Source organism: Blautia sp. MSK.18.38, assembly GCF_024460535.1.
Taxonomy (GTDB): domain Bacteria; phylum Bacillota; class Clostridia; order Lachnospirales; family Lachnospiraceae; genus Blautia_A; species Blautia_A fusiformis.
Genome location: NZ_JANFYP010000024.1, coordinates 1 through 18985 on the forward strand (window position 1 = coordinate 1; position 18985 = coordinate 18985).

An 18985-nucleotide genomic window follows, 5' to 3' on the forward strand; every position below is an offset into this window, starting at 1 on the left:
CCGCACGTACGGATCTGTGAGGGGCTAAGATTGAGAGGTCTTAGTCTACTCGACTGAAAAATTGAGAAAATCGGAGTTTGAGGAGCATCACCGTTATGATTAGAGAATTACGGAAAGTGGATATAAATAAAGTTGCAGAAATATGGTTAGATACAAATATAAAGACACATTATTTTATCTCTGCTCAATATTGGAAAAGTAATTTTGAGTTAGTAAAAGAACTTCTATTACAGGCAACTGTCTATGTTTACGAGGATAAACAGGAAATACAGGGTTTTATAGGGTTAAGTAACGAATACATTGAAGGTATTTTTGTTTCTGCCGAAATGCAATCTCAAGGTATAGGTAAAATTTTGCTAAACTATGTAAAGGGAAAAAGAAACAAATTAATCTTAAATGTATATCAAAAAAATACACGGGCAATATCCTTTTATCAAAGAGAAGGATTTGAGATTCAGTATAGCGGTTTGGATGAAGCTACTGGAGAAAAAGACTATGTAATGGCATGGCAGCAGAAATAGAAATTCAAGTTTTAGTGTTTGGAAAATTATGACTTAGTGTGCAAGTTGGGAGAAAATATGGTAACGGAAAAAGAGAAAAAAGCATGTCGATTTATTGCCGAATGGCTATAAGATTGTGAGACAGTCTCTGGTAGATGATCTGGAGGGCGAAAAAAAGGTATGTTGGGAGACAGAAATTTTGCAGGATGATGATAGTGGATTTACTTATGAAATCAGCAGGTGTCTGTATTTCGATACCTGTAAGGAACATGGCTATGCAGAGTTCTGCAAAGTATTTTGCAACCATGACTGGTATGCTTATGGAGTATTAAAGCATCATTCGAGATTTATCAGAAAATCGACGATTGCCGAAGATGGAACTGTATGTCATGATACAATCGAGAAAGTAACAGAGAAACATTTTTTATAAAACCGAAAAATTGATTATGGGAGGAAATTGAAAATGGCGAAAGAAGAGAGATTTGAAAAAATATATTCTCAGGGAGCATTAACTACTACTGAGATATGGGTGGATAAGGAAACTGGTGTGAATTATTTATATCATGCATGTGGGTATTCAGGTGGACTGACTCCATTGTTGGACAGAGATGGGAAACCAGTTATTTCTCAGGCTATAAATAGATGACCTTAGAAACAGCAACTGTTATGGTAAGTAACAGCATCGTCACAATATGTATATGGTCGATTGGTGTGTGCGGTAATATACTATATTCAGAAAAACAATTCAGGAGATTTTTATGAGAAGATCAGGTTGGACAAAATGGTTGATCGTGATTCCGGCAATGCTAGGCATTGTGTTGGTGACCTATGTGCGGTATACAACGGATATCTGGGGATTTGGTGCATTTATCTGCCAGCTGATTGCAATTTTGGAATTGGCTTATGGTCTGCGAATTGCGATGCTGGCACAGAATAGAAAGAAGTCCTATCGGTTAACACCGGAAGAACGACATGAGTATGCACGGTATTTATATGAGAAGCAATATCACCGTTACCCTGCTGTAGCGAATCAGATGCTTTTGGTTATGGCACGGATGAGTGTACTCCTTAACAATTATGAACGGGCTGCACAGGAGCTGGCAGATATTCGTATAGATAAATTCAATCCAGCACAGTTGAAGTTGTATTATTACCTGAAAGTGGTTACAGCAATGGCAGCAGGAGATGCGACAGGGATTCAAGAGAGCCAGATGTGTTACGCAGGGATTCCGGATACTAAATGCACATATCCGTCAAAAGCAGAGCTTGCTATGTGGATAGAGCAGAGAGCGGCAGCGCAGATGGCAGAGGCACTGAAGAAGGCAGTGCCGGATAAAAAAGAGCATCCGATACGGATCAGTATCATTACTTTGGTTCTTGCGTATAGTACCTTCTTCTATGGATTGTGGTATGGTATAAAACGTGATATGGGATATGAAGTGAGATATCGTTTCGCAGAAATATCGATTACTGTTATTACAATCAGTCTGGCGGTTCTTTTGATCTGGGGGATCGTGAGTTTATACAGACACAATTGCCAGGCATTATCCATACAATTCGGTAAAAACAAAGTGGCATTGATAATTGTCTATGGAGCTGCTGCGATATTTGCACTTTTGATTATTGGAATGAGTGGTCTGAGTGTAGTGTTCGGAATGGATGGAACAGAAACGGTGACTGGTTGTGACAGCAAATATACGTATATAACTGTGCAGGAAGATTATGGTGGTGAACGGAGATACAGAACCAATAATCCATTTGTTATGCAGAGTATGGATGGTCTGTGGTGGTCTTCGGATACAATAGATGAAGAAGATAATCAAGAAGAGGATACTACAGAATTACCGGATTTGGATACAGAGAATTCAACAGATTCAGAGGATATTCAGAGTGGAAATACCATAGAAGATTACGAGACAGAAGGGCAGCATGATGGTCTGACAATTCAAAATGCAATGCTGGCAGTTTATAATTACCTTCAGGAGCAGAATACACTTCAAAATATGGCGTTCAGTTACACGGCGAATGCAAAGGGAGAAGTCTATGCTGTCGTCAGCGAAACGCAGGAAACAAAGAACGGTAATACGGTAAATGTGAGATACTGTCTGTACGATAATGGTTCCAAGACAGATGCAGATGGTAATTCCTGCGAAGAACTGGTGTTAGAAAAAGTATATCCGGATGGCAATTACGAGACCGAATTGGTAGATTTTTATCTGGTAAATGCAGATACGATGCAGGTGACAGACGAACAGAAGAATACGTGGTAAAATAAATTCTGGGGAAGTAGGTGCATTGTATGACAATGAGAGAAAAAATAAAACTATTATCGTAAATGTTTCAAGCGGACTGGGTTCTTTTGGAAGTATGCAAAAGGACTCCAAGACATAAGAGGTGAACTGCGCTGATCCAGGTGCCACGGCAACAGATTTGAATGTCGACGGAGGAAAGCAAACAGTACAGGCGCAATCGTAAAACTTGCAATGATTGATAAAACCGGACTAACAGTAACTTTTATTAGTCGATTTGGAAATATGCCTTGGTAATCAACAATTCCGGTTTTACTGACTAAGAAAATGAGGAGGATTCATAATGAGTGAGAAAACAGAGATTACTTTTATGCAAACAAGACTAATCCGGCTTGCTTCAGAAGAGTGGCATTTACCTGTTGAACAGATTATCCACTTGTTTAAAGAAGCCGATGTTCTTGGATATATAGAAAAATGCTATGGGATTTTTCATTGTGAAGGCGATGAAGCTGTGCTTGAAGATATTACTGAATTTTTGCAAAGAAAGGGGATAGAGATTAGTGCTTGAGTTAAAAGATGGATTTGTTCTCTATCATGGAAGTTATTGTGAAGTAAAAGAGCCAGATCTTGCCAAATGTGCAAAGAGAAAAGATTTTGGACAGGGATTTTATTTAACCACATCAAAGGAACAGGCAGAAAGTTTTCTGAGAACCTCAATAGCCAAAGCCATCGCAACCGGAACAATTGAAGAGGGGCAGAAGTTTGGATATATTTCAACTTTTGAATTCAAACTTTCAGAAAATCTTGAAACGCATATTTTTGAAAATGCAGATGTGGACTGGTTACATTGTATCGCCGCTCACCGAAAGAAAAAAATGTTTATTGAGGTTGAACGTGAAATGGCAAAATATGATATCATTGCAGGAAAGATTGCGGATGATGCAACAAACGCTACTCTTACCGCTTATCTTGCGGGTGCTTTTGGGACTGCAGGTGATAAAGTAGCAGACGATTTCTGTATCAGACAGTTGCTGCCGAATAAATTGAAAGATCAATACTGCTTTAAAACTGAGGCAGCTATTGAGTGTCTGAAATTTGTGAAAGGTGAGAAGATATGGCTGAAGTAACAATTCCAAAGGAAAAAATGAATTATACAATCGACCTTCTGATCACTATGGTGACAGATGAAATCGCAGAAGAGACAGGCAAGGACAGAAACGAGGTATTGACAGATTTTTTGTGTTCAAAGACAGGAAAAGCACTGTATGATGAGAAGACAAAGCTGTGGTGCACTGGTCCGGCATATATAGCTGAACTGTATATGGAAGAATTAAAGAAATCCTGATATGGGATGTGAGTTTAAATTTATACGACAATGGTGACAAAGACTTTCATTCCAAGGAGCAACAATTAAATATTTCAAAAACGCTGAGGTCAGCATTTCCTAATCACAGGACAACGACCTCAGTTTTTTATACCCAGGAATCGGCATTCATGAATAAGCCGGTTCTTTTTGTTTACAGAAAAAAGAAGGAGTACAAGAAAATGAGCAGAGCAAAAAATCCAAAGTATGAATCCATGTCATTGGAGGAACTGAAGGCCAACATGGAAAAGAGCAGACAGGAACTGGAGGCAGCAATTCACCACAAAAACATTCTGGAGCAGCGGAAGAAGCTGGTAGAACGCAGGGAACGTTCCCACCGGCTGATTGTCAAAGGGGCAGAGTTTGAGAAAGTATTTCCGCTGTCCAGAGATCTGGAACAGGAAGACGTCCAGGACATGATGAATCAACTGCAGAACAGCAGTTACAACAAGAGTATTGTGCGGCAGGCTCATATAGCCGCCTTACACAAAGATCAACAGCAGATTGCAGAAGCAGTAAAAAAGACAGAGAAGGGAGATGACAGTTAATGGCACTGTATCATTTTTCAGTAAGGAATGTATCCAGAGGGAAAGGGCAGATGGTGGTCGCTTCCGCAGCCTATATTTCCGGGCAGAGGATTTTTGACAGTTATTACAACAAGATACACGATTATACGAGCAAGTCAGGTGTGATATTTACAGAAATCCTGACACCGGAGTATGTGCCAGAGCGTCTGACTGACAGGGAAACACTCTGGAACGAGGTGGAGCATGTGGAACGGAACAACAAGGCACAGCTTGCCTATTCGTTTGACATTGCACTGCAGAATGAATTGACACTTGAGGAAAATATCAGACTGGCAAAAGAGTTCTGCCAGGAGCAGTTTGTGGCACGTGGCATGATCGTGGATCTGGCAGTCCATGAGGGAAAAGCGGAAAATGAAGAAGAACCGGATAATCCCCATTTCCATGTGCTTGTCCCAATCCGTCCTTTTACAGAGGAAGGAATCTGGGGCAATAAGCAGAGAAGGGAATATATTCTTGATGAGGATGGAAACCGGGTGAAGGATGCCAAAGGAAAAGATATGTTCAATGCTGTTTCTACTACCGGATGGAATGATCCGGAGCTTTTAAAAGAATGGCGGCGGGCATGGACAGAGAAAGTAAATGGGAAATTCAGGGAGTGCCACATGGCATCCAGAATCGACCACCGTTCCTACAAAGAACAGGGGATTGACCTGATCCCGACCATCCATGAGGGATATGAAGTCCGGGCAATGGAGAAAAAGGGAATCAAAACGGTGATCGGAGAATTGAACCGGGCAATCCGGCAGTTTAACCAGATGTTTATTTCTCTGAAAGAATCCATTCAGTGGATGAAGACAGCTTATGAGGAAATGAAAGCAGAGCTGGATCGCAGGCAGAACCCGACACTGCTGGAAAGCCTGCAGGATTATTATGATAAAAAGACACAGGGCAGACCACCACTTCCCAATTTTTATGCGGAGATGAAACAGAGAGGTAAGAATCTCTCCAATTTACAGGAGTTTGCAAAATCCATCAGTTATCTTCAGACACATCAGATAGAAACGATGGATGACTTGCAGGAACGGATTGAGGAACTGAACGGTGTTGTTTCTGTCAGTAAAAAAGAAATTTCTGAAAAGCGGAAACAGTTAAAGGAACTTGAGAATCTGGAAAAGATGGCAGAGGTAATAAAAACAAATCAGCCATTGATTGATGAGTATAACCATTTCTATTTTCAGAAAAGACGGGAGAGATATTATCAGCAGCATAAAAAAGAAATCAATTATTACCGCAAATGTGAACGGGAACTGAAACAACATCTGGATAAAAATGGAAAAGTGCCAACTGCCAGATGGAAACGGGAGAAAGAAGAACTTCAGGCGGGGATCGAAGAGCTGAAAGCAGATAATCAGCCGTACCAGGAGGAACTAACTTTTGTGAAAAAGGTACAGAGCTGTGCGGATATTGCCAGACGTGACCGGGAAATGGCAGAAGCAGATACTTCCGGGCGTTCAGAAGAAAAAAGGGAGAAGCAGGTGAAGTTCCCGACATTTTACACAGTTCAGGCGAAAGAGATTCTTGAAGAAAACGGGAAAGCAGAGCAACAGCCGTTGAACCAGTCGGAGCAGAATCCAGAAAAGAAGACCTCTCTTCTGAGAAAACTGGATGAAAAAAAGAAAGAGTGTGCAGAGCGTGATGCAAAACAACAGGCAGTGAAGAAAAAGCGAAACTATGACATGAGTTTATAACAGTCTGTCAGCAGGACAGACGGGAAAGGATGAGCAAAATGCAGTATACAGAAGAACAAATTATAAGAGCAAATCAGACAGATCTTGTTTCTTTTCTGAGCGCACAGGGAGAACAACTAGGGAAAAGCGGAAAGGAATACCGTTGGAAAAAGCATGACAGTGTAACGGTATCCGGAAACCGGTGGTACAGGCACAGTCAGGGGAGGGGTGGCTATCCGGTGGATTTTGTGATGGAATTTTACAATGCCACATTTCCGGAAGCTGTCAAGATGCTAACCGGGGAGGAAGGCGAAGGCAGGAACAGTACCTGCCCCGCCCCGTCCCCTGACTTCCGATTACCAGAGAAAGAGGAAAATAATGATAGAATCATCAGATATCTGACAGAAAACAGAGGGATTGAAAAGAATATGGTGGAGGAATGGATCGGCAGTGGGGATATTTATGAAGAAAAGAAGCACCATAATGTGGTGTTTGTTGGCAGAGATGCAGACGGTATTCCAAGATATGCCCATTGCAGGGGAACTGGTGAAACAAAATACCGGGGAGATGTGGCTGAATCTGATAAATCTTACGGATTCTGTCACAGAGGGACGGATAATCAGTTGTTTGTGTTTGAAGCAGCCATTGATCTGCTTTCTTTTATCCAATTATTTCCCAAAGACTGGAAAAAGCGGAGCTACCTGAGTCTGGGTGGCATTTCCAGTGCGGCACTGATGGCTTTTCTTTCTGAACGCCCTCAGATTACTTCGGTTTTCCTGTGCCTGGATAATGACCATGCAGGGAATGAAGCCAGTGAGAAATTGGCAATAGAAATCCCGGACGGATACAGTGTCATCCGTCTGAAACCGTCCCGAAAGGACTGGAATGAAATCCTCTGTGATAAAAATGCAGACAGGAAGAAATCAATCATTGAAACAGTTACAATGAAAGTACCGGAGAAGGAAGAACTGGTGCCGATGTTGTGTTATGAAGACATTGAACAGACCAGTGTAGAATGGCTGTGGTTTCCCTATCTGCCATTTGGAAAACTGACGATTATTCAGGGCAATCCAGGAGAGGGAAAAACTTATTTTGCCATGATGCTGACCGCAGCCTGCACGAACCGTAAGACTTTCCCGAACATGGAAGAGATTGAACCTTTTAATGTGATCTATCAGACTGCAGAAGACGGTATGGGAGATACGATTAAGCCGAGGCTGGTGGAAGCAGGAGCAGACCTGAGTCGGGTGATGGTCATTGATGATACAGAGGAAGCATTGACGTTATCCGATGACCGTATTGAAAAAGCAATCCGTCAGAATCAGGTCAGACTTTTAATCATTGATCCGGTACAGGCTTTTATCGGTGCCGATGTGGATATGAACCGGGCAAATGAAGTCCGTCCGGTATTCCGGAAACTGGGAATGATCGCTGAAAAGACCGGTTGTGCGATTGTGCTGATCGGACATCTGAATAAATCTTCAGGGACACAGAGTACTTACCGGGGACTTGGTTCTATTGATATCATGGCGGCGGTGAGAAGCCTGCTTTTTATCGGGAAAGTAAAGAAAGACCCGACAACAAGAGTACTGATCCATGAGAAAAGTTCTCTTGCACCTCCAGGTGAGACGATGGCATTTAAACTTGGAGATGAAGAAGGATTCCGCTGGGTGGGAGCTTATGAGATTTCCGCAGATGATCTTCTGGACGGAAAGGAAGGAAAGCCGACAGAAACAAAACTGCAACGGGGAACGAAACTGATCTATGAACTGCTTGCAGACGGAAATGCAGTCACAATCCGGGAACTGGATGAAAAGGCAAAAGCACAGGGAATCTCCCAGAGAACCATGCGAGAAGCCAGAAGCCGGATGAAAGAAGAACTGGATTATCGGATGAATGAAAAGCAGGAAAATACCATTCGATTAAAAAAACAAGGGAGAATGGGTGACGGCAGAATTTTGGAGTGAACGGCAGGCTTTATAGATACCCTATCTGCCGTCTGCCGTCTGCCGGTGCAAGGCAATCAAACGGAAATAGCAGGTATCCATACAGAATAAGGATTGCTGTGAATCTGGAACAAAAATGAATTGTAATATGGCGGATATAATGGTATGATTATCCGGTAACAGCAATGTTACGGGGAAGCACCTGTGACAGGGTGTGGCTGCCTCCTGATATTTACAGACCGGAGCCTTTCGGGGTTCTGAGATGAAAGAAAGGAGGTGCGTGATATGACAGCTTATGAGATTATCTCAATATTCTTAGGCGTACTCAGTTTACTGATCGCTTTTGGTAGCCTGTTAATTGCGATTATTGCCTTTCTTGATCGGAAGAACAAGAGGAAATAAAAATGCCTATCCTGTCTGCCAACAGGATAGGCGGTGGTCGTAAGACCATTTAGTCAACTCAGGCGGCATCCACTTTGGAGTGGGTGCTTTTCCTATAACAAATGTACCACACATTCCTCTTGTTTTCAATGGGAAAATTAAAATATGCAGTTCATCTGACAGGGATTTATCCCTGTCTTTATTATATCCCCAATTTCTGAAATGTTAATACAAAAATTTTAATATATGTAACCAACAGTCTGGGCAGTTAATCTGTAAAAATGGATTAGCTGCTCTTTTTTTGCAAAAAATGGAGGTTTTACAATGGCAGTGAAGAAGAAAATTATCAACATCAGAGTATATTTTGACGGTGATCAGGACGCAAAAGAAGTGTTTGCAGAGGTGATCGCACAGAAAATACGTGACACGAAAACAAAAGATAAACTTGCAATAATGAAAGATAAGCAGTATAATGATTATGAGTTCAGTAATCTGAAATCTGCGTAGGATGTGCAAAGTAACGGAGGTATCAGATGAACAACAGATATATGAGTAACAATATAGAAAGAAATGCAACCTGGAGAGTTGGTGTATACTGCCGACTTTCCAAAGATGACGAATTGACCGGAGAGAGTGCCAGCATCTCCAACCAGAGAGACATACTGGTGAATTACTGTCAGTCACAGGGCTGGCAGGTGGTGGATGTGTTTCAGGACGATGGTTATACAGGATTGAACACAGACCGACCTGATTTGCAGAGACTTCTCAAAGCCTGTGAAAAAGGACTGGTGAATCTTGTAATTACCAAAGACCAGAGCCGACTGGGACGAAACCATGTACAGACAGGATTTCTGATGGAGGAGTTTTTCCCAAAGCATGGAGTAAGGTATATCGCATTATATGATAATGTGGATACCTTTGCCGGAGACAATGAGATTGCCCCATTTAAGAACGTGCTGAACGAGATGTATTCCAGAGATATTTCCAAGAAAGTCCATGCGTCCTATCACCTGCAGGCAACCAAGGGAAAGTTTACAGGTGTTGTTCCACCACTGGGATATCAGAAAGACCCGGAGGAAAAGGGACATCTCCTGATTGACGACGAGACAGCACCGATTGTCCGGAAAATTTTCCAGTGGGCGGTGGACGGTCATGGGATTAACTTTATATCCAGAGAACTGGAACGCCAGCAGATTCCCTGCCCGTCATGGTGGCACCGGAAACGGGGACTCCGCACCTATTACACAAAATGGGAAAAGAAAGACCCGGAAAATGGGAAATATGTATGGGATGAATCCTATCTGAAATCCCTGCTGATGAATCCCGTTTACTGTGGTGACATGGCTTCCCAGAAAAGGTACTACCGTTTCAAGATTGGCAATCAGGGAGATAAAGCTCCGGAGGACTGGATCACAGTCAGGGATACCCACGAAGCAATCATTCCGCAGGATGTATTTGATCTGGTACAGGCAAAGATGAAAGGCAGGAAACGCCAGACAGAACAGGGAGAATACAGCATGTTTGCCGGATTACTCCGCTGTGCAGAGTGTGGCGGTGCGTTGACGTTGAAGAAGACGCACACCAAAGACCAGCATGAAGTTTATACCTGTTCCACTTATATCCATAAGGGGAAAGCACATTGTACCCAGCACCGGGTGGACGCTGATGACCTGTATGATGCAGTCCTTACCAGAATCCAGGAATGTGCAAAAGCAGTTACCGGAGACGGAACAGAACTGGAAAACCGGGTAAAGGAGTTATGCGAGGAAGATACACAGGGACACAGGGAAAGTCTGGAGAAGCTGGTATCAAAGCAGAAAGACCGCCTGGAAACGTTAGACCGGCTGATTGCAAAACTGTATGATGACCTTATCAATGACAAGATTACAGAATCTGTTTTTGATAAGATGCTGGAGAAGACACAGAAGGAGCAGACAGATATCAAAAAGGAACTTTTCCAGAATGAGAGTGTGCTGAATACGGAAGAAAAACTGGATGCACAGTCCCAGCAGTGGATTGACGATATTAGCGAGTATGCGGACATCAAAGAACTGGATGCCAATCTTCTGAACCGGCTGATCAGTAAAATCGTTATCTCAGAACCGCAGGAGAAAGACGGAACAGAAAATTACTGCCGTACTCCTGAAACGGTCACAATGGAAATTCATTTCAACTTAAAACCAATACCGGAGCTTGGAACCATCGAAAGAGGTTCCGGCTCCCATAAATAAGAAAAATCTATCAAAATTTAATCTATTTTAATCTTTTCAAGGCTCATTTCGAGCAAATATTTTCTCATAAAAGACATAAAACAGCTCATGGCGGGCGGCGGTGTCGTTCTGATCGGCCTTCAGCTTATCCCTCTGCTGTCCGGGCTGTTCAGCTAAATGTCACCCGTTGTCCCTTTTTCCAGAAAAGGAGCTGATGTATGGACTTTATCATCGACGCAATCGTTGAATGGCTGAAAGGTCTGCTCGTCGATGGTATCATGGGAAATCTGGACGGCCTTTTCGATAACGTCAATCAGAGCGTTGGCGAAATCGCCACACAGGTAGGCACGACCCCGGCGGACTGGAACGCCGGGGTCTTTTCCATGATACGACAGATCTCCGAAACTGCCATTCTGCCAATCGCCGGGGTCATCCTCACTTTTGTTATGACCTATGAACTGATACAGATGCTCATAGAACGCAACAACCTACATGAAGTTGACACATGGATGTTTTTTAAGTGGGTGTTCAAAACCTTTGTGGCTGTGATGATCCTGACGAATACTTTCAATATCGTGCTGGCGGTCTTTGATGTGAGCCAGCATGTGATCCAGCAGTCAGCGGGCATTATCCAGAACGGGACAGAAATCACGCCGGATGTGCTGGACAGTCTGCGGACAGAGCTTGAGGCGATGGAGTTAGGCCCTCTGTTCGGACTCTGGCTCCAGTCCTTCCTGATCCAGCTTACCATGATTGCCTTAAACATCGTGATTTTCGTCATCGTATATGGCCGTATGATTGAAATTTATTTACTCACAAGTTTAGCGCCTATCCCGTTTGCCACAGTCCCCAACAGGGAAACCGGACACATGGGGCAGAACTATTTCCGCTCCCTCTTTGCGGTGGGTTTTCAAGGTCTGTTGATCTTAGTCTGTGTTGCCATCTATGCGGTGCTGATCCAGAGTATCGCCGCCGACGGCGACCCCATCGGGGCGATCTGGGGATGCGTGGGATATACGGTGTTGCTGTGTTTTACCCTGTTCAAAACGGGCAGCCTTGCAAAATCCATCTTCGGCTGCCATTAAGAGACTTCGGGCCATGCTGACCCGAAGCGGAAAGGAGGCGGTATGCCCCGGCGTTACAAACAGGGTGCGGACGGACAGCCGCACCCGGCTTTCTACGGAAAGCTCCCCGAAGAATTTTCTAAAGCAGACACCATGCGCTTTATGGTGGAAACCGATCTGAAACTGTCCGGGTGCGTATCGGCGGACACGCTGGCGGCACTCCGGGCGGAAGGCTATGACTACAAGGACGGGAACCTTGTTCCCGCCGGAAAGGAGGAAACCATGCAGGAAAAGGTTGCAAACACCACCCCGGCCGCACCGTTGAAGCTGGATGTAAGCGTGCGGGTCATCGAACCTGTGAAAAATCTGATGGGCTTTGCCAGCGTGAAATTCAATGACTGCTTTGTGGTGGAAAATCTGAAAATCGTACAGGGCAGCAAGGGCCTCTTTCTTGGGATGCCCAGCCAGCCGGACGGCAAAGGCGGCTATCGGGATATGGCCTACCCTGTCACAAAGGAGTTCCGGGAACAGCTCAATACTGCTGTTCTGCAAGCCTATGAGGCAAAGCTGGAACAGATGGCGGAGCGCGGCTCTGTGGGGCGTGCGTCCATCAGCGACCAACTCAAAGCCGGAAAAGCGGCTGCCGAACAGGCAAAGGCAGAGCGGCCTCCGAAGGAAAAGCCCAGCCGCAGTGCAGAGCGTTGACCTCGGGCCATGCTGGCACGAAGCAGAAAGGAGGCGGGAACCATGCCACGCAAACGGACGGGCTATGACGCGGCCTGCTATTACGACGGAAAACTGCTGGGCCGCTGTACCAAAGCGGACAGCGACGCCTATACCCTGTTGATGAACGCCTGCGGCGGGGAGGCCGCCCGTGTCCTTCGGGAATATGCCTATTTTTCCCCGGAACTGAAAGCCATCTTAGAAAAGGCAGCACTCATGCAGGCAGACCGGAGCCGGACGGGCGGAATGTTCCATGCGCCGAAAAGCTCCCCGTGGGGCGAGGTGCAGAATTGTGAAACCCTCTGTCCGGGGGTGTTTCTGGTATCTACCGCCAGCCACGGCGGAACGATGGTGGCAAATGAGGTAGCCGCCGTCCTCTCCCCAGCGGCGAAAAAGTGCGGCTTCAAGGATAAGGGCTATATCTGCTATGAGGAGGACGCACAGGAAAGTGTGGTGCTCCGGGAGCTGCTGGACAAAAAACTGTGGAACATCCCTGACCGCATTAAGGACAAAGGACAATTTGAAGAAAAGCTCAATCAGTCCATCCGGCAGTATCACCCCGAATACTGGCGGGCAAGGCAGAGCGGACGAGAAGCCGTCGAAGCTGCCCGCAGCACAGCCCCGGCCAAAGAAGCCGCAAGATAACCTCGGGCCATGCTGGCCCGAAGCAGTAAAGGAGGTGTACCAAAATGGCCTATGTGCCAGTACCAAAAGACCTTTCCAAAATCAAGACAAAGCTGGCCTTCAACCTAACGAAGCGCCAGCTTGTTTGTTTTTCCAGCGCGGCGGCGGTGGGCCTCCCGGCTTACCTGTTTTCCCGTGGCAGTATCGGGAACAGTGCCGCCATGTTCCTGATGATCGGCCTCATGCTCCCGTTCTTCTTTCTGGCTATGTATGAACGAGACGGTCTGCCGCTGGAAAAAGTGCTGAAAAACATCATCCGCACCCGGTTCCTCTATCCCCGTGTGCGGCCTTACAAAACCGAAAACTTCTATGCGCTGCTTAGCGCCAGAAAGGAGGCGCAGCCGATTGCGAAACAGCAGAAGGGCCGGAAAGCCCGCAGGCAGAAAGCCTGAAAAGCAGGGCCTTACCGGCCTGTTCACGAAAGGAAAGAACATTCCCACCACCGCCCAGCAGACCCTCCCTTACCGGGAAATGTACCGGGACGGGGTGTGCCGGGTAGCGGACCGCTATTACACCAAAACCATTGAATACGAGGACATCAACTATCAGCTCGCACAGTCCGAAGATCAGGCGGCCATCTTTGACGGGTGGAGCGCCTGCCTCAACTACTTTGACAGCAGCCTTCCGTTCCAGCTTTCCTTCCTCAACCACCGGAGCCGCCCGGGCAGCCGGTACAGCGTGAACATCCCCATGCAGGACGATGATTACAACAGCGTCCGGTGTGAGTATGTGGAAATGCTGGAAAACCAGATCGCCAAAAGCAACAACGGCATTGTCCGCACGAAGCTCCTGACCTTCGGCGTGAACGTGGACGACCTTCCCACCGCCAGGGCAAGGCTGGAACGTGTAGAGGCGGACATTTGCGGGAACTTCAAAAAGCTGGGCGTCAAGTGCCGCTCCCTTTCGGGGCTGGAACGGCTGGAGCTTCTTCACGGGCAGCTCCACCCCGGCAGCGGCTCCCCCTTCCGGTTTTCATGGGATATGATCCCCAAAACCGGGCTTTCCACCAAAGACTTTATCGCCCCGGACAGCTTCGACTTCCGTTTCAGCCGTCTGTTCCGGGTGGGGACGACTTGGGGCGCCGCCTCCTACTTGCAGATTTTGGCCTCGGAGCTCTCGGACAAGCTGCTAGCGGAGCTTTTGGAAATGGATGCGGAAATGACCATCACCCTCCATATCCAGACCGTCGATCAGGCCGCCGCCGTAAAATCCATCAAGGCCAAAGTCTCCGACATTGACAAGATGAAGGTGGAGGAACAAAAGAAGGCAGCCCGGTCAGGGTACGATATGGACATACTTCCGCCCGACCTTGTAACGTACAGCAACGACGCAAAGACCCTTCTGGAAGATTTACAGAGCCGGAATGAAAGAATGTTCCTGCTGACCTTCCTTGTGGTAAACATGGCTCCGACCCGCCGGGAGCTGGACAATGACCTGTTCACGGTGTCCGGTATCGTCCAGAAATACAACTGCACCTTGAAGCGGCTGGACTTCCAGCAGGAGGACGGTTTTCTTTCCAGCCTTCCGCTGGGCCATAACGGCATTGAGATCAAGCGCGGCATGACCACCAGCTCCACGGCCATTTTCGTTCCCTTTATGACGCAGGAGCTTCGCATGGATGGCGAAGCCGTCTATTACGGGCTCAACGCACTTTCCCATAACGTCATCATGGCAAACCGGAAAAAGCTCAAAAACCCCAACGGCCTGTTCCTCGGCGTGCCGGGCTCCGGCAAATCCTTTGCCGCAAAGCGGGAGCTTGTGAACGTGTTCCTTGCCACCCGTGACCGGATCATTGTGGTGGACCCGATGGGCGAATACTCGTCCCTTATCAAGCGGCTGGGCGGACAGGTCATCGAGATCGCCCCGGACAGCCCCCACCACATCAACCCGATGGACATTGACCTGAGCTTTGACGAGGAAAACCCGATGGCGCTGAAAGCCGACTTTATCCTGTCGCTGATGGAGCTGATCGTCGGCGGCAAGGATGGCTTGCAGCCGGTGGAGCGGACCGTCATTGACCGCTGTGTACGCCAGATGTACCGGGAACACTTGCAGGACCCGGAAACAAGCAAAATGCCGACCCTCCAAACCCTGTATGACCTGCTCTGTTCCCAGCCGGAGGGCGAGGCGGTGCGGCTGGCAACTGCCCTTGAAATTTATGTGTCGGGCTCCCTTAACGTGTTCAACCATGAAACCAATGTGGACTTAAACCGCCGTCTGGTATGCCTTGACTTGAAAAAGCTGGGGGCCGGGCTTCGGACGATTGCCATGCTCATTATGCAGGATTTGGTAAACTCGCAGGTGTCCATGAATTTCCTGCGCGGTATCGCTACATGGTGTTACTTCGACGAATTTCATGTGCTGCTCCGTGACCGTCTGACGGCAAGCTACTGTGTGGCGATCTGGAAAATGCTGCGAAAAAAAGGGTGCGTTCCCAGTGCTTTAACGCAGAACGTAAAGGATTTCCTTGCCAGCCCGGAGATTGAGAACATCTTTGAAAACTCGGACTTCCTTGTGCTGCTCTCGCAGGCACAGGGGGACCGGCAGATTTTAGCCAAACAGCTTGGGATCAGCCCCCACCAGCTTTCCTATGTGACCCATACCAATTCCGGCGAAGGGCTGCTGTTCTTCGGAAACACCACCATCCCGTTTGTTGACCGCTTCCCGCAGAATACCGAGCTGTACGCCATTATGACCACCCGCCCGGAGGACAAAAAACAGGAAATGAACCGGGCATAACACACTTCGGGCCATGATGGCCCGAGGTTTGGAAAGGAGGGATACATCATCGGAAAGAAACCGGACAAACAGAATTTTCAAAGGCCGGGGCCGACGGAGGATACCGGGGGCAATCGCCCCGGACCGGCGGAACGGGAAGGGCCTTCCCCCGCACCATCTCGACGCCTGCGGTTTGAGGACGAGGATACCGGGCAGGACAGTCCTTCGGGCCACGATGGCCCGAAGTCCAAAAGCGGCAAGTTTCAAGAGGACAGCCGGAAAAGCCGTCCCTCTGACCGCATGAGGCAGGAAGATGAAGCGGGCGGGCCGCAGGATACCGGCAAGGCACAGGAGCCGGAGGGCTCCGCCGAGAAGGCCGGGAGCAAAAAGGACAAGTACCAGAAAGCACAGGCAAAAGCGGAACACGCCGGGGAAAAGCTGGGAAAGGCCCGGGAGAAACTGGACAAGACTGAGGCAAAACGGGCAGCGAAGAAACCACCGGGGCTTGCAAAAAAGGCAGTCCGAGGAGCCCGTACAGAAGCATGGTTCTATGTCCACAACAAAATCCACGAAGTTGAGCATGAAAATGTGGGTGTGGAAGGAGCCCATAAGTCGGAACTTGTGGCCGAGGCCGGAGCCCGGAAACTGACCCGGTATGCCAAACGGAGATACCGGGAACACCCGGCCCGGAAGGTGGCAAAGTGGGAACGGAAGGACATAAAAGCCCGGGCCAATGTGGATTTTCAAAAGATGGCCTCCGATCACCCGGAGCTTGCCAGCAATCCGCTTTCCCGTGTGCAGCAGAAATGGAAACTGAAACGCCGGTATTCCAAAGAAGCAAAGGCGGCTGCAAAACAGGGCGCAAAGGCCGCAACGAAAACCGCTGCCGCTTCGGGAACTGCGACCCGTCGGGCGGCGCAGTTTGTGACCCGTCATCCCGTGGCGGTGCTGGTCCTGCTCCTGCTGTTGCTGCTCTGTTTTCTTGTGTCGGCGGTAAGTTCCATCTTCCCCACGCTTGGCAGCGGCCTCGCCAATGCGTTATCCGGCACCTCCTACGCCTCGGAGGATACGGACCTGCTGGGGGTGGACGAGGACTACACAGCGCTGGAAAACGAGCTGGCGCAGACGGTAGCGAACATCGAAAGCACCCATCCCGGCTATGACGAGTACCGCTATTCCGTGGACGAGATCGGCCATAACCCCTATGAGCTGGCGTCCTATCTCTCGGCAAAGTACCATGTGTATTTCCGTGAACAGGTGCAGGACGAGCTGCGGGAGATTTTCGAGGCACAGTATGAACTGACCTTGACGGAGGAAGTCGAGATACGCTACCGCACCGAAACCAGCACCGACCCGGAGACCGGGGAAACCACCACCGAGGAAGTTCCCTATGAGTATTACATTCTCAATGTGACCCTCACAAACAAGACGCTGCCTGCCGTGATCCTGCCGAGGCTTAACGAACAGCAGCGGGAAATCTACACCGTTATGCAGCAGCTCAAAGGCAACAAACCCTATCTGTGGGAAGGGATTTACAACGGTGGCGAAGATACCGGCCCCAGCTATGAGATACCCGGCGAGGCGCTGGATGACCCGGCTTTTGCGGCGCTCATGGAAGAAGCCACAAAGTACATCGGCTGGCCCTATGTGTGGGGCGGCTCCAGCCCGTCCACCTCCTTTGACTGTTCGGGCTTTGTCTGCTGGGTGTACACGGCCAGCGGCGTCCACAACCTGCCCCGTACCACGGCGCAGGGCATTTACAACCAGTGTGCTATCATTTCTCCCTCCGAGGCAAAGCCCGGCGACATTATCTTTTTCACGGGAACCTATGACAGCCCCGGCCCTGTGTCCCATGTGGGGATTTATGTGGGCGACGGGATGATGCTTCATTGTGGTTCACCCATCCGATACGCAAACATCAATTCAAGCTACTGGCAGACACATTTCTATGCCTTCGGGCGTTTGTGAGCCAGAGGAAAGGAGTCCTTGCATGAACAAAATCGACAAGCTCGATAAGGAACTGGAAAAAGCCCGGGAGAAGGCTGCCGAGTGGCAGGCCAAAATCCGGGAGCTGGAAAAGCAGAAACAGGAGGAAGAAAACAGCCAAATCGTGCAAGCGGTGCGCTCCCTCAAACTGACGCCCGCCCAGCTTATGGCTTTTCTGAATGACCCCAAAAACAGCCTTACCGCTTCGGGCCATACTGACCCGAAGCCGAAGGCACCCGAAAAGGAGGACACAGCCCATGAAGAAAATTAAATTTCGCAGGCTGGCGGCGATGGCTGCCAGCCTTTTGTGTTGCCTGATCTTTACGGTCCCGGCCTACGCCCAGAGCAGCGAGCCGCAGCCAGAGACAACGCCCGCCCCGGTGGAAACCGAAGCGGAGCCGGAAACCCAGAACCCCTTTACCCCGGACGGGACGGGAACCGTGGTGGACAACGCCACCGACGAGGATGGAAAGGAGTTCTACACCATCACCACAGCAGACGAGAGCGTGTTTTATCTGGTGATCGACAAACAGAAAACCAGCGAGAACGTCTATTTCCTCAATACCGTTACCACAGACGACCTTCTGCCTCTTGCTGAACAGGGTAAGGAACCGCCCAAAGAAGTGACCCCTGAGCCAAAGCCAAAGCCCACCGAACCGGTGGAGGAAGTACCGGAACCCGAGCCGGAGAAAAAGGACAGCCCCCTTCTCTCTCTGCTCCTGATCGGTGCGGTGGTGCTGGCCGGCGGTGGGATTGGTTACTATTTCAAGATTTACAAGCCGAAGCATGAGGCTCCGGATTTGGAAGATGATTACTGCGAATATGAGGACGGGGAGCTGGAGGAGATCGCAGAGGAACCCGAGGATGAAGATACCCCGCCATGGGAGGAAGATACGGAGGAATGAGA

22 protein-coding genes are annotated in these 18985 nt (G+C 48.2%); all 22 read left to right on the forward strand.

The features are described from left to right. The first annotated feature begins 95 nt into the window (after window positions 1-95). The 22 genes from NE638_RS13810 (at window position 96) to NE638_RS13915 (ending at window position 18983) form a co-directional block, all read left to right on the forward strand. Window positions 96-521, forward strand: a complete 426-nt coding sequence (locus NE638_RS13810) for an N-acetyltransferase (RefSeq protein ID WP_003864588.1) — start codon at window positions 96-98, stop codon at window positions 519-521. Between the two features lie 94 nt (window positions 522-615). Next, on the forward strand, window positions 616-930 hold the full coding sequence (locus tag NE638_RS13815) for an L-2-amino-thiazoline-4-carboxylic acid hydrolase (protein ID WP_040466130.1): 315 nt from the start codon (window positions 616-618) through the stop codon (window positions 928-930). 33 nt (window positions 931-963) lie between these two features. Further along, on the forward strand, window positions 964-1146 hold the full coding sequence (locus NE638_RS13820; RefSeq protein WP_003864586.1) for a DUF6440 family protein: 183 nt from the start codon (window positions 964-966) through the stop codon (window positions 1144-1146). A gap of 112 nt (window positions 1147-1258) precedes the next feature. Further along, complete coding sequence (locus NE638_RS13825; RefSeq protein WP_003864585.1) at window positions 1259-2770, forward strand: hypothetical protein; 1512 nt, start codon at window positions 1259-1261, stop codon at window positions 2768-2770. 322 nt (window positions 2771-3092) lie between these two features. Next, window positions 3093-3317, forward strand: coding sequence for a DUF3791 domain-containing protein (locus NE638_RS13830; protein WP_003864584.1), 225 nt, complete (start codon window positions 3093-3095; stop codon window positions 3315-3317). Continuing rightward, window positions 3310-3876: a DUF3990 domain-containing protein gene (locus tag NE638_RS13835; protein WP_020944841.1), complete on the forward strand. Its 567-nt coding sequence runs from the start codon at window positions 3310-3312 to the stop codon at window positions 3874-3876. Before NE638_RS13830 ends, NE638_RS13835 begins: the two co-directional genes overlap by 8 nt. Beyond that, a complete protein-coding gene (locus NE638_RS13840; protein ID WP_003864582.1) occupies window positions 3864-4094 on the forward strand; it encodes a hypothetical protein in 231 nt (76 codons plus the stop codon). Before NE638_RS13835 ends, NE638_RS13840 begins: the two co-directional genes overlap by 13 nt. Before the next feature lie 200 nt (window positions 4095-4294). Next, window positions 4295-4660: a DUF3847 domain-containing protein gene (locus NE638_RS13845; RefSeq protein WP_015543456.1), complete on the forward strand. Its 366-nt coding sequence runs from the start codon at window positions 4295-4297 to the stop codon at window positions 4658-4660. Next, window positions 4660-6387, forward strand: a complete 1728-nt coding sequence (gene mobQ / locus NE638_RS13850) for a MobQ family relaxase (protein WP_003864580.1) — start codon at window positions 4660-4662, stop codon at window positions 6385-6387. The genes NE638_RS13845 and mobQ overlap by 1 nt, the downstream gene beginning before the upstream one ends. A gap of 38 nt (window positions 6388-6425) precedes the next feature. After that, entirely contained in the window at window positions 6426-8333 is a 1908-nt protein-coding gene (locus tag NE638_RS13855) for an AAA family ATPase (protein ID WP_023843669.1), read from the forward strand. A 264-nt stretch (window positions 8334-8597) separates the two neighbouring features. Continuing rightward, a complete protein-coding gene (locus NE638_RS13860) occupies window positions 8598-8714 on the forward strand; it encodes a putative holin-like toxin (RefSeq protein ID WP_015543458.1) in 117 nt (38 codons plus the stop codon). A 303-nt stretch (window positions 8715-9017) separates the two neighbouring features. After that, window positions 9018-9200 (forward strand): hypothetical protein, encoded by a 183-nt coding sequence (locus NE638_RS13865; protein WP_015521925.1) that lies wholly within the window; start codon window positions 9018-9020, stop codon window positions 9198-9200. Between the two features lie 26 nt (window positions 9201-9226). Beyond that, a complete protein-coding gene (locus tag NE638_RS13870; RefSeq protein WP_015521926.1) occupies window positions 9227-10924 on the forward strand; it encodes a recombinase family protein in 1698 nt (565 codons plus the stop codon). A gap of 24 nt (window positions 10925-10948) precedes the next feature. After that, on the forward strand, window positions 10949-11080 hold the full coding sequence (locus tag NE638_RS13875; RefSeq protein WP_442863826.1) for a Maff2 family mobile element protein: 132 nt from the start codon (window positions 10949-10951) through the stop codon (window positions 11078-11080). Between the two features lie 41 nt (window positions 11081-11121). After that, window positions 11122-11988 (forward strand): VirB6/TrbL-like conjugal transfer protein, CD1112 family, encoded by an 867-nt coding sequence (locus NE638_RS13880; RefSeq protein ID WP_117762130.1) that lies wholly within the window; start codon window positions 11122-11124, stop codon window positions 11986-11988. A 42-nt stretch (window positions 11989-12030) separates the two neighbouring features. Then, window positions 12031-12672 carry a septation protein SpoVG family protein gene (locus tag NE638_RS13885; protein WP_015567066.1) on the forward strand — a complete coding sequence of 214 codons (642 nt, stop codon included), beginning with the start codon at window positions 12031-12033 and terminating at the stop codon, window positions 12670-12672. A gap of 9 nt (window positions 12673-12681) precedes the next feature. Further along, window positions 12682-13335, forward strand: a complete 654-nt coding sequence (locus NE638_RS13890) for a DUF7007 domain-containing protein (RefSeq protein ID WP_173746427.1) — start codon at window positions 12682-12684, stop codon at window positions 13333-13335. A 44-nt stretch (window positions 13336-13379) separates the two neighbouring features. Beyond that, complete coding sequence (locus tag NE638_RS13895; RefSeq protein WP_003500106.1) at window positions 13380-13766, forward strand: PrgI family protein; 387 nt, start codon at window positions 13380-13382, stop codon at window positions 13764-13766. Then, window positions 13684-16113 carry a VirB4-like conjugal transfer ATPase, CD1110 family gene (locus tag NE638_RS13900; protein WP_420314208.1) on the forward strand — a complete coding sequence of 810 codons (2430 nt, stop codon included), beginning with the start codon at window positions 13684-13686 and terminating at the stop codon, window positions 16111-16113. The genes NE638_RS13895 and NE638_RS13900 overlap by 83 nt, the downstream gene beginning before the upstream one ends. 279 nt (window positions 16114-16392) lie before the next feature. After that, a complete protein-coding gene (locus NE638_RS13905) occupies window positions 16393-18060 on the forward strand; it encodes a C40 family peptidase (RefSeq protein WP_173746429.1) in 1668 nt (555 codons plus the stop codon). Between the two features lie 22 nt (window positions 18061-18082). After that, the gene (locus NE638_RS13910; protein ID WP_085808128.1) at window positions 18083-18349 is read left to right on the forward strand and encodes a DUF4315 family protein; all 267 of its coding nucleotides are present in this window, start codon (window positions 18083-18085) and stop codon (window positions 18347-18349) included. Continuing rightward, the gene (locus tag NE638_RS13915) at window positions 18336-18983 is read left to right on the forward strand and encodes a DUF4366 domain-containing protein (RefSeq protein WP_173746431.1); all 648 of its coding nucleotides are present in this window, start codon (window positions 18336-18338) and stop codon (window positions 18981-18983) included. Before NE638_RS13910 ends, NE638_RS13915 begins: the two co-directional genes overlap by 14 nt. Window positions 18984-18985 lie beyond the last annotated feature (2 nt).

Coding starts and splice junctions, on each gene's coding strand:
- NE638_RS13900 (WP_420314208.1), top strand. CDS start 13,684: ATGCGCTGCTTAGCGCCAGAAAGGAGGCGCAGCCGATTGCGAAACAGC.
- NE638_RS13905 (WP_173746429.1), top strand. CDS start 16,393: ATGAGGCAGGAAGATGAAGCGGGCGGGCCGCAGGATACCGGCAAGGCA.
- NE638_RS13860 (WP_015543458.1), top strand. CDS start 8,598: ATGACAGCTTATGAGATTATCTCAATATTCTTAGGCGTACTCAGTTTA.
- NE638_RS13890 (WP_173746427.1), top strand. CDS start 12,682: ATGCTGGCACGAAGCAGAAAGGAGGCGGGAACCATGCCACGCAAACGG.
- NE638_RS13885 (WP_015567066.1), top strand. CDS start 12,031: ATGCCCCGGCGTTACAAACAGGGTGCGGACGGACAGCCGCACCCGGCT.
- NE638_RS13810 (WP_003864588.1), top strand. CDS start 96: ATGATTAGAGAATTACGGAAAGTGGATATAAATAAAGTTGCAGAAATA.
- NE638_RS13840 (WP_003864582.1), top strand. CDS start 3,864: ATGGCTGAAGTAACAATTCCAAAGGAAAAAATGAATTATACAATCGAC.
- mobQ (WP_003864580.1), top strand. CDS start 4,660: ATGGCACTGTATCATTTTTCAGTAAGGAATGTATCCAGAGGGAAAGGG.
- NE638_RS13845 (WP_015543456.1), top strand. CDS start 4,295: ATGAGCAGAGCAAAAAATCCAAAGTATGAATCCATGTCATTGGAGGAA.
- NE638_RS13880 (WP_117762130.1), top strand. CDS start 11,122: ATGGACTTTATCATCGACGCAATCGTTGAATGGCTGAAAGGTCTGCTC.
- NE638_RS13825 (WP_003864585.1), top strand. CDS start 1,259: ATGAGAAGATCAGGTTGGACAAAATGGTTGATCGTGATTCCGGCAATG.
- NE638_RS13870 (WP_015521926.1), top strand. CDS start 9,227: ATGAACAACAGATATATGAGTAACAATATAGAAAGAAATGCAACCTGG.
- NE638_RS13910 (WP_085808128.1), top strand. CDS start 18,083: ATGAACAAAATCGACAAGCTCGATAAGGAACTGGAAAAAGCCCGGGAG.
- NE638_RS13865 (WP_015521925.1), top strand. CDS start 9,018: ATGGCAGTGAAGAAGAAAATTATCAACATCAGAGTATATTTTGACGGT.
- NE638_RS13895 (WP_003500106.1), top strand. CDS start 13,380: ATGGCCTATGTGCCAGTACCAAAAGACCTTTCCAAAATCAAGACAAAG.
- NE638_RS13830 (WP_003864584.1), top strand. CDS start 3,093: ATGAGTGAGAAAACAGAGATTACTTTTATGCAAACAAGACTAATCCGG.
- NE638_RS13915 (WP_173746431.1), top strand. CDS start 18,336: ATGAAGAAAATTAAATTTCGCAGGCTGGCGGCGATGGCTGCCAGCCTT.
- NE638_RS13820 (WP_003864586.1), top strand. CDS start 964: ATGGCGAAAGAAGAGAGATTTGAAAAAATATATTCTCAGGGAGCATTA.
- NE638_RS13855 (WP_023843669.1), top strand. CDS start 6,426: ATGCAGTATACAGAAGAACAAATTATAAGAGCAAATCAGACAGATCTT.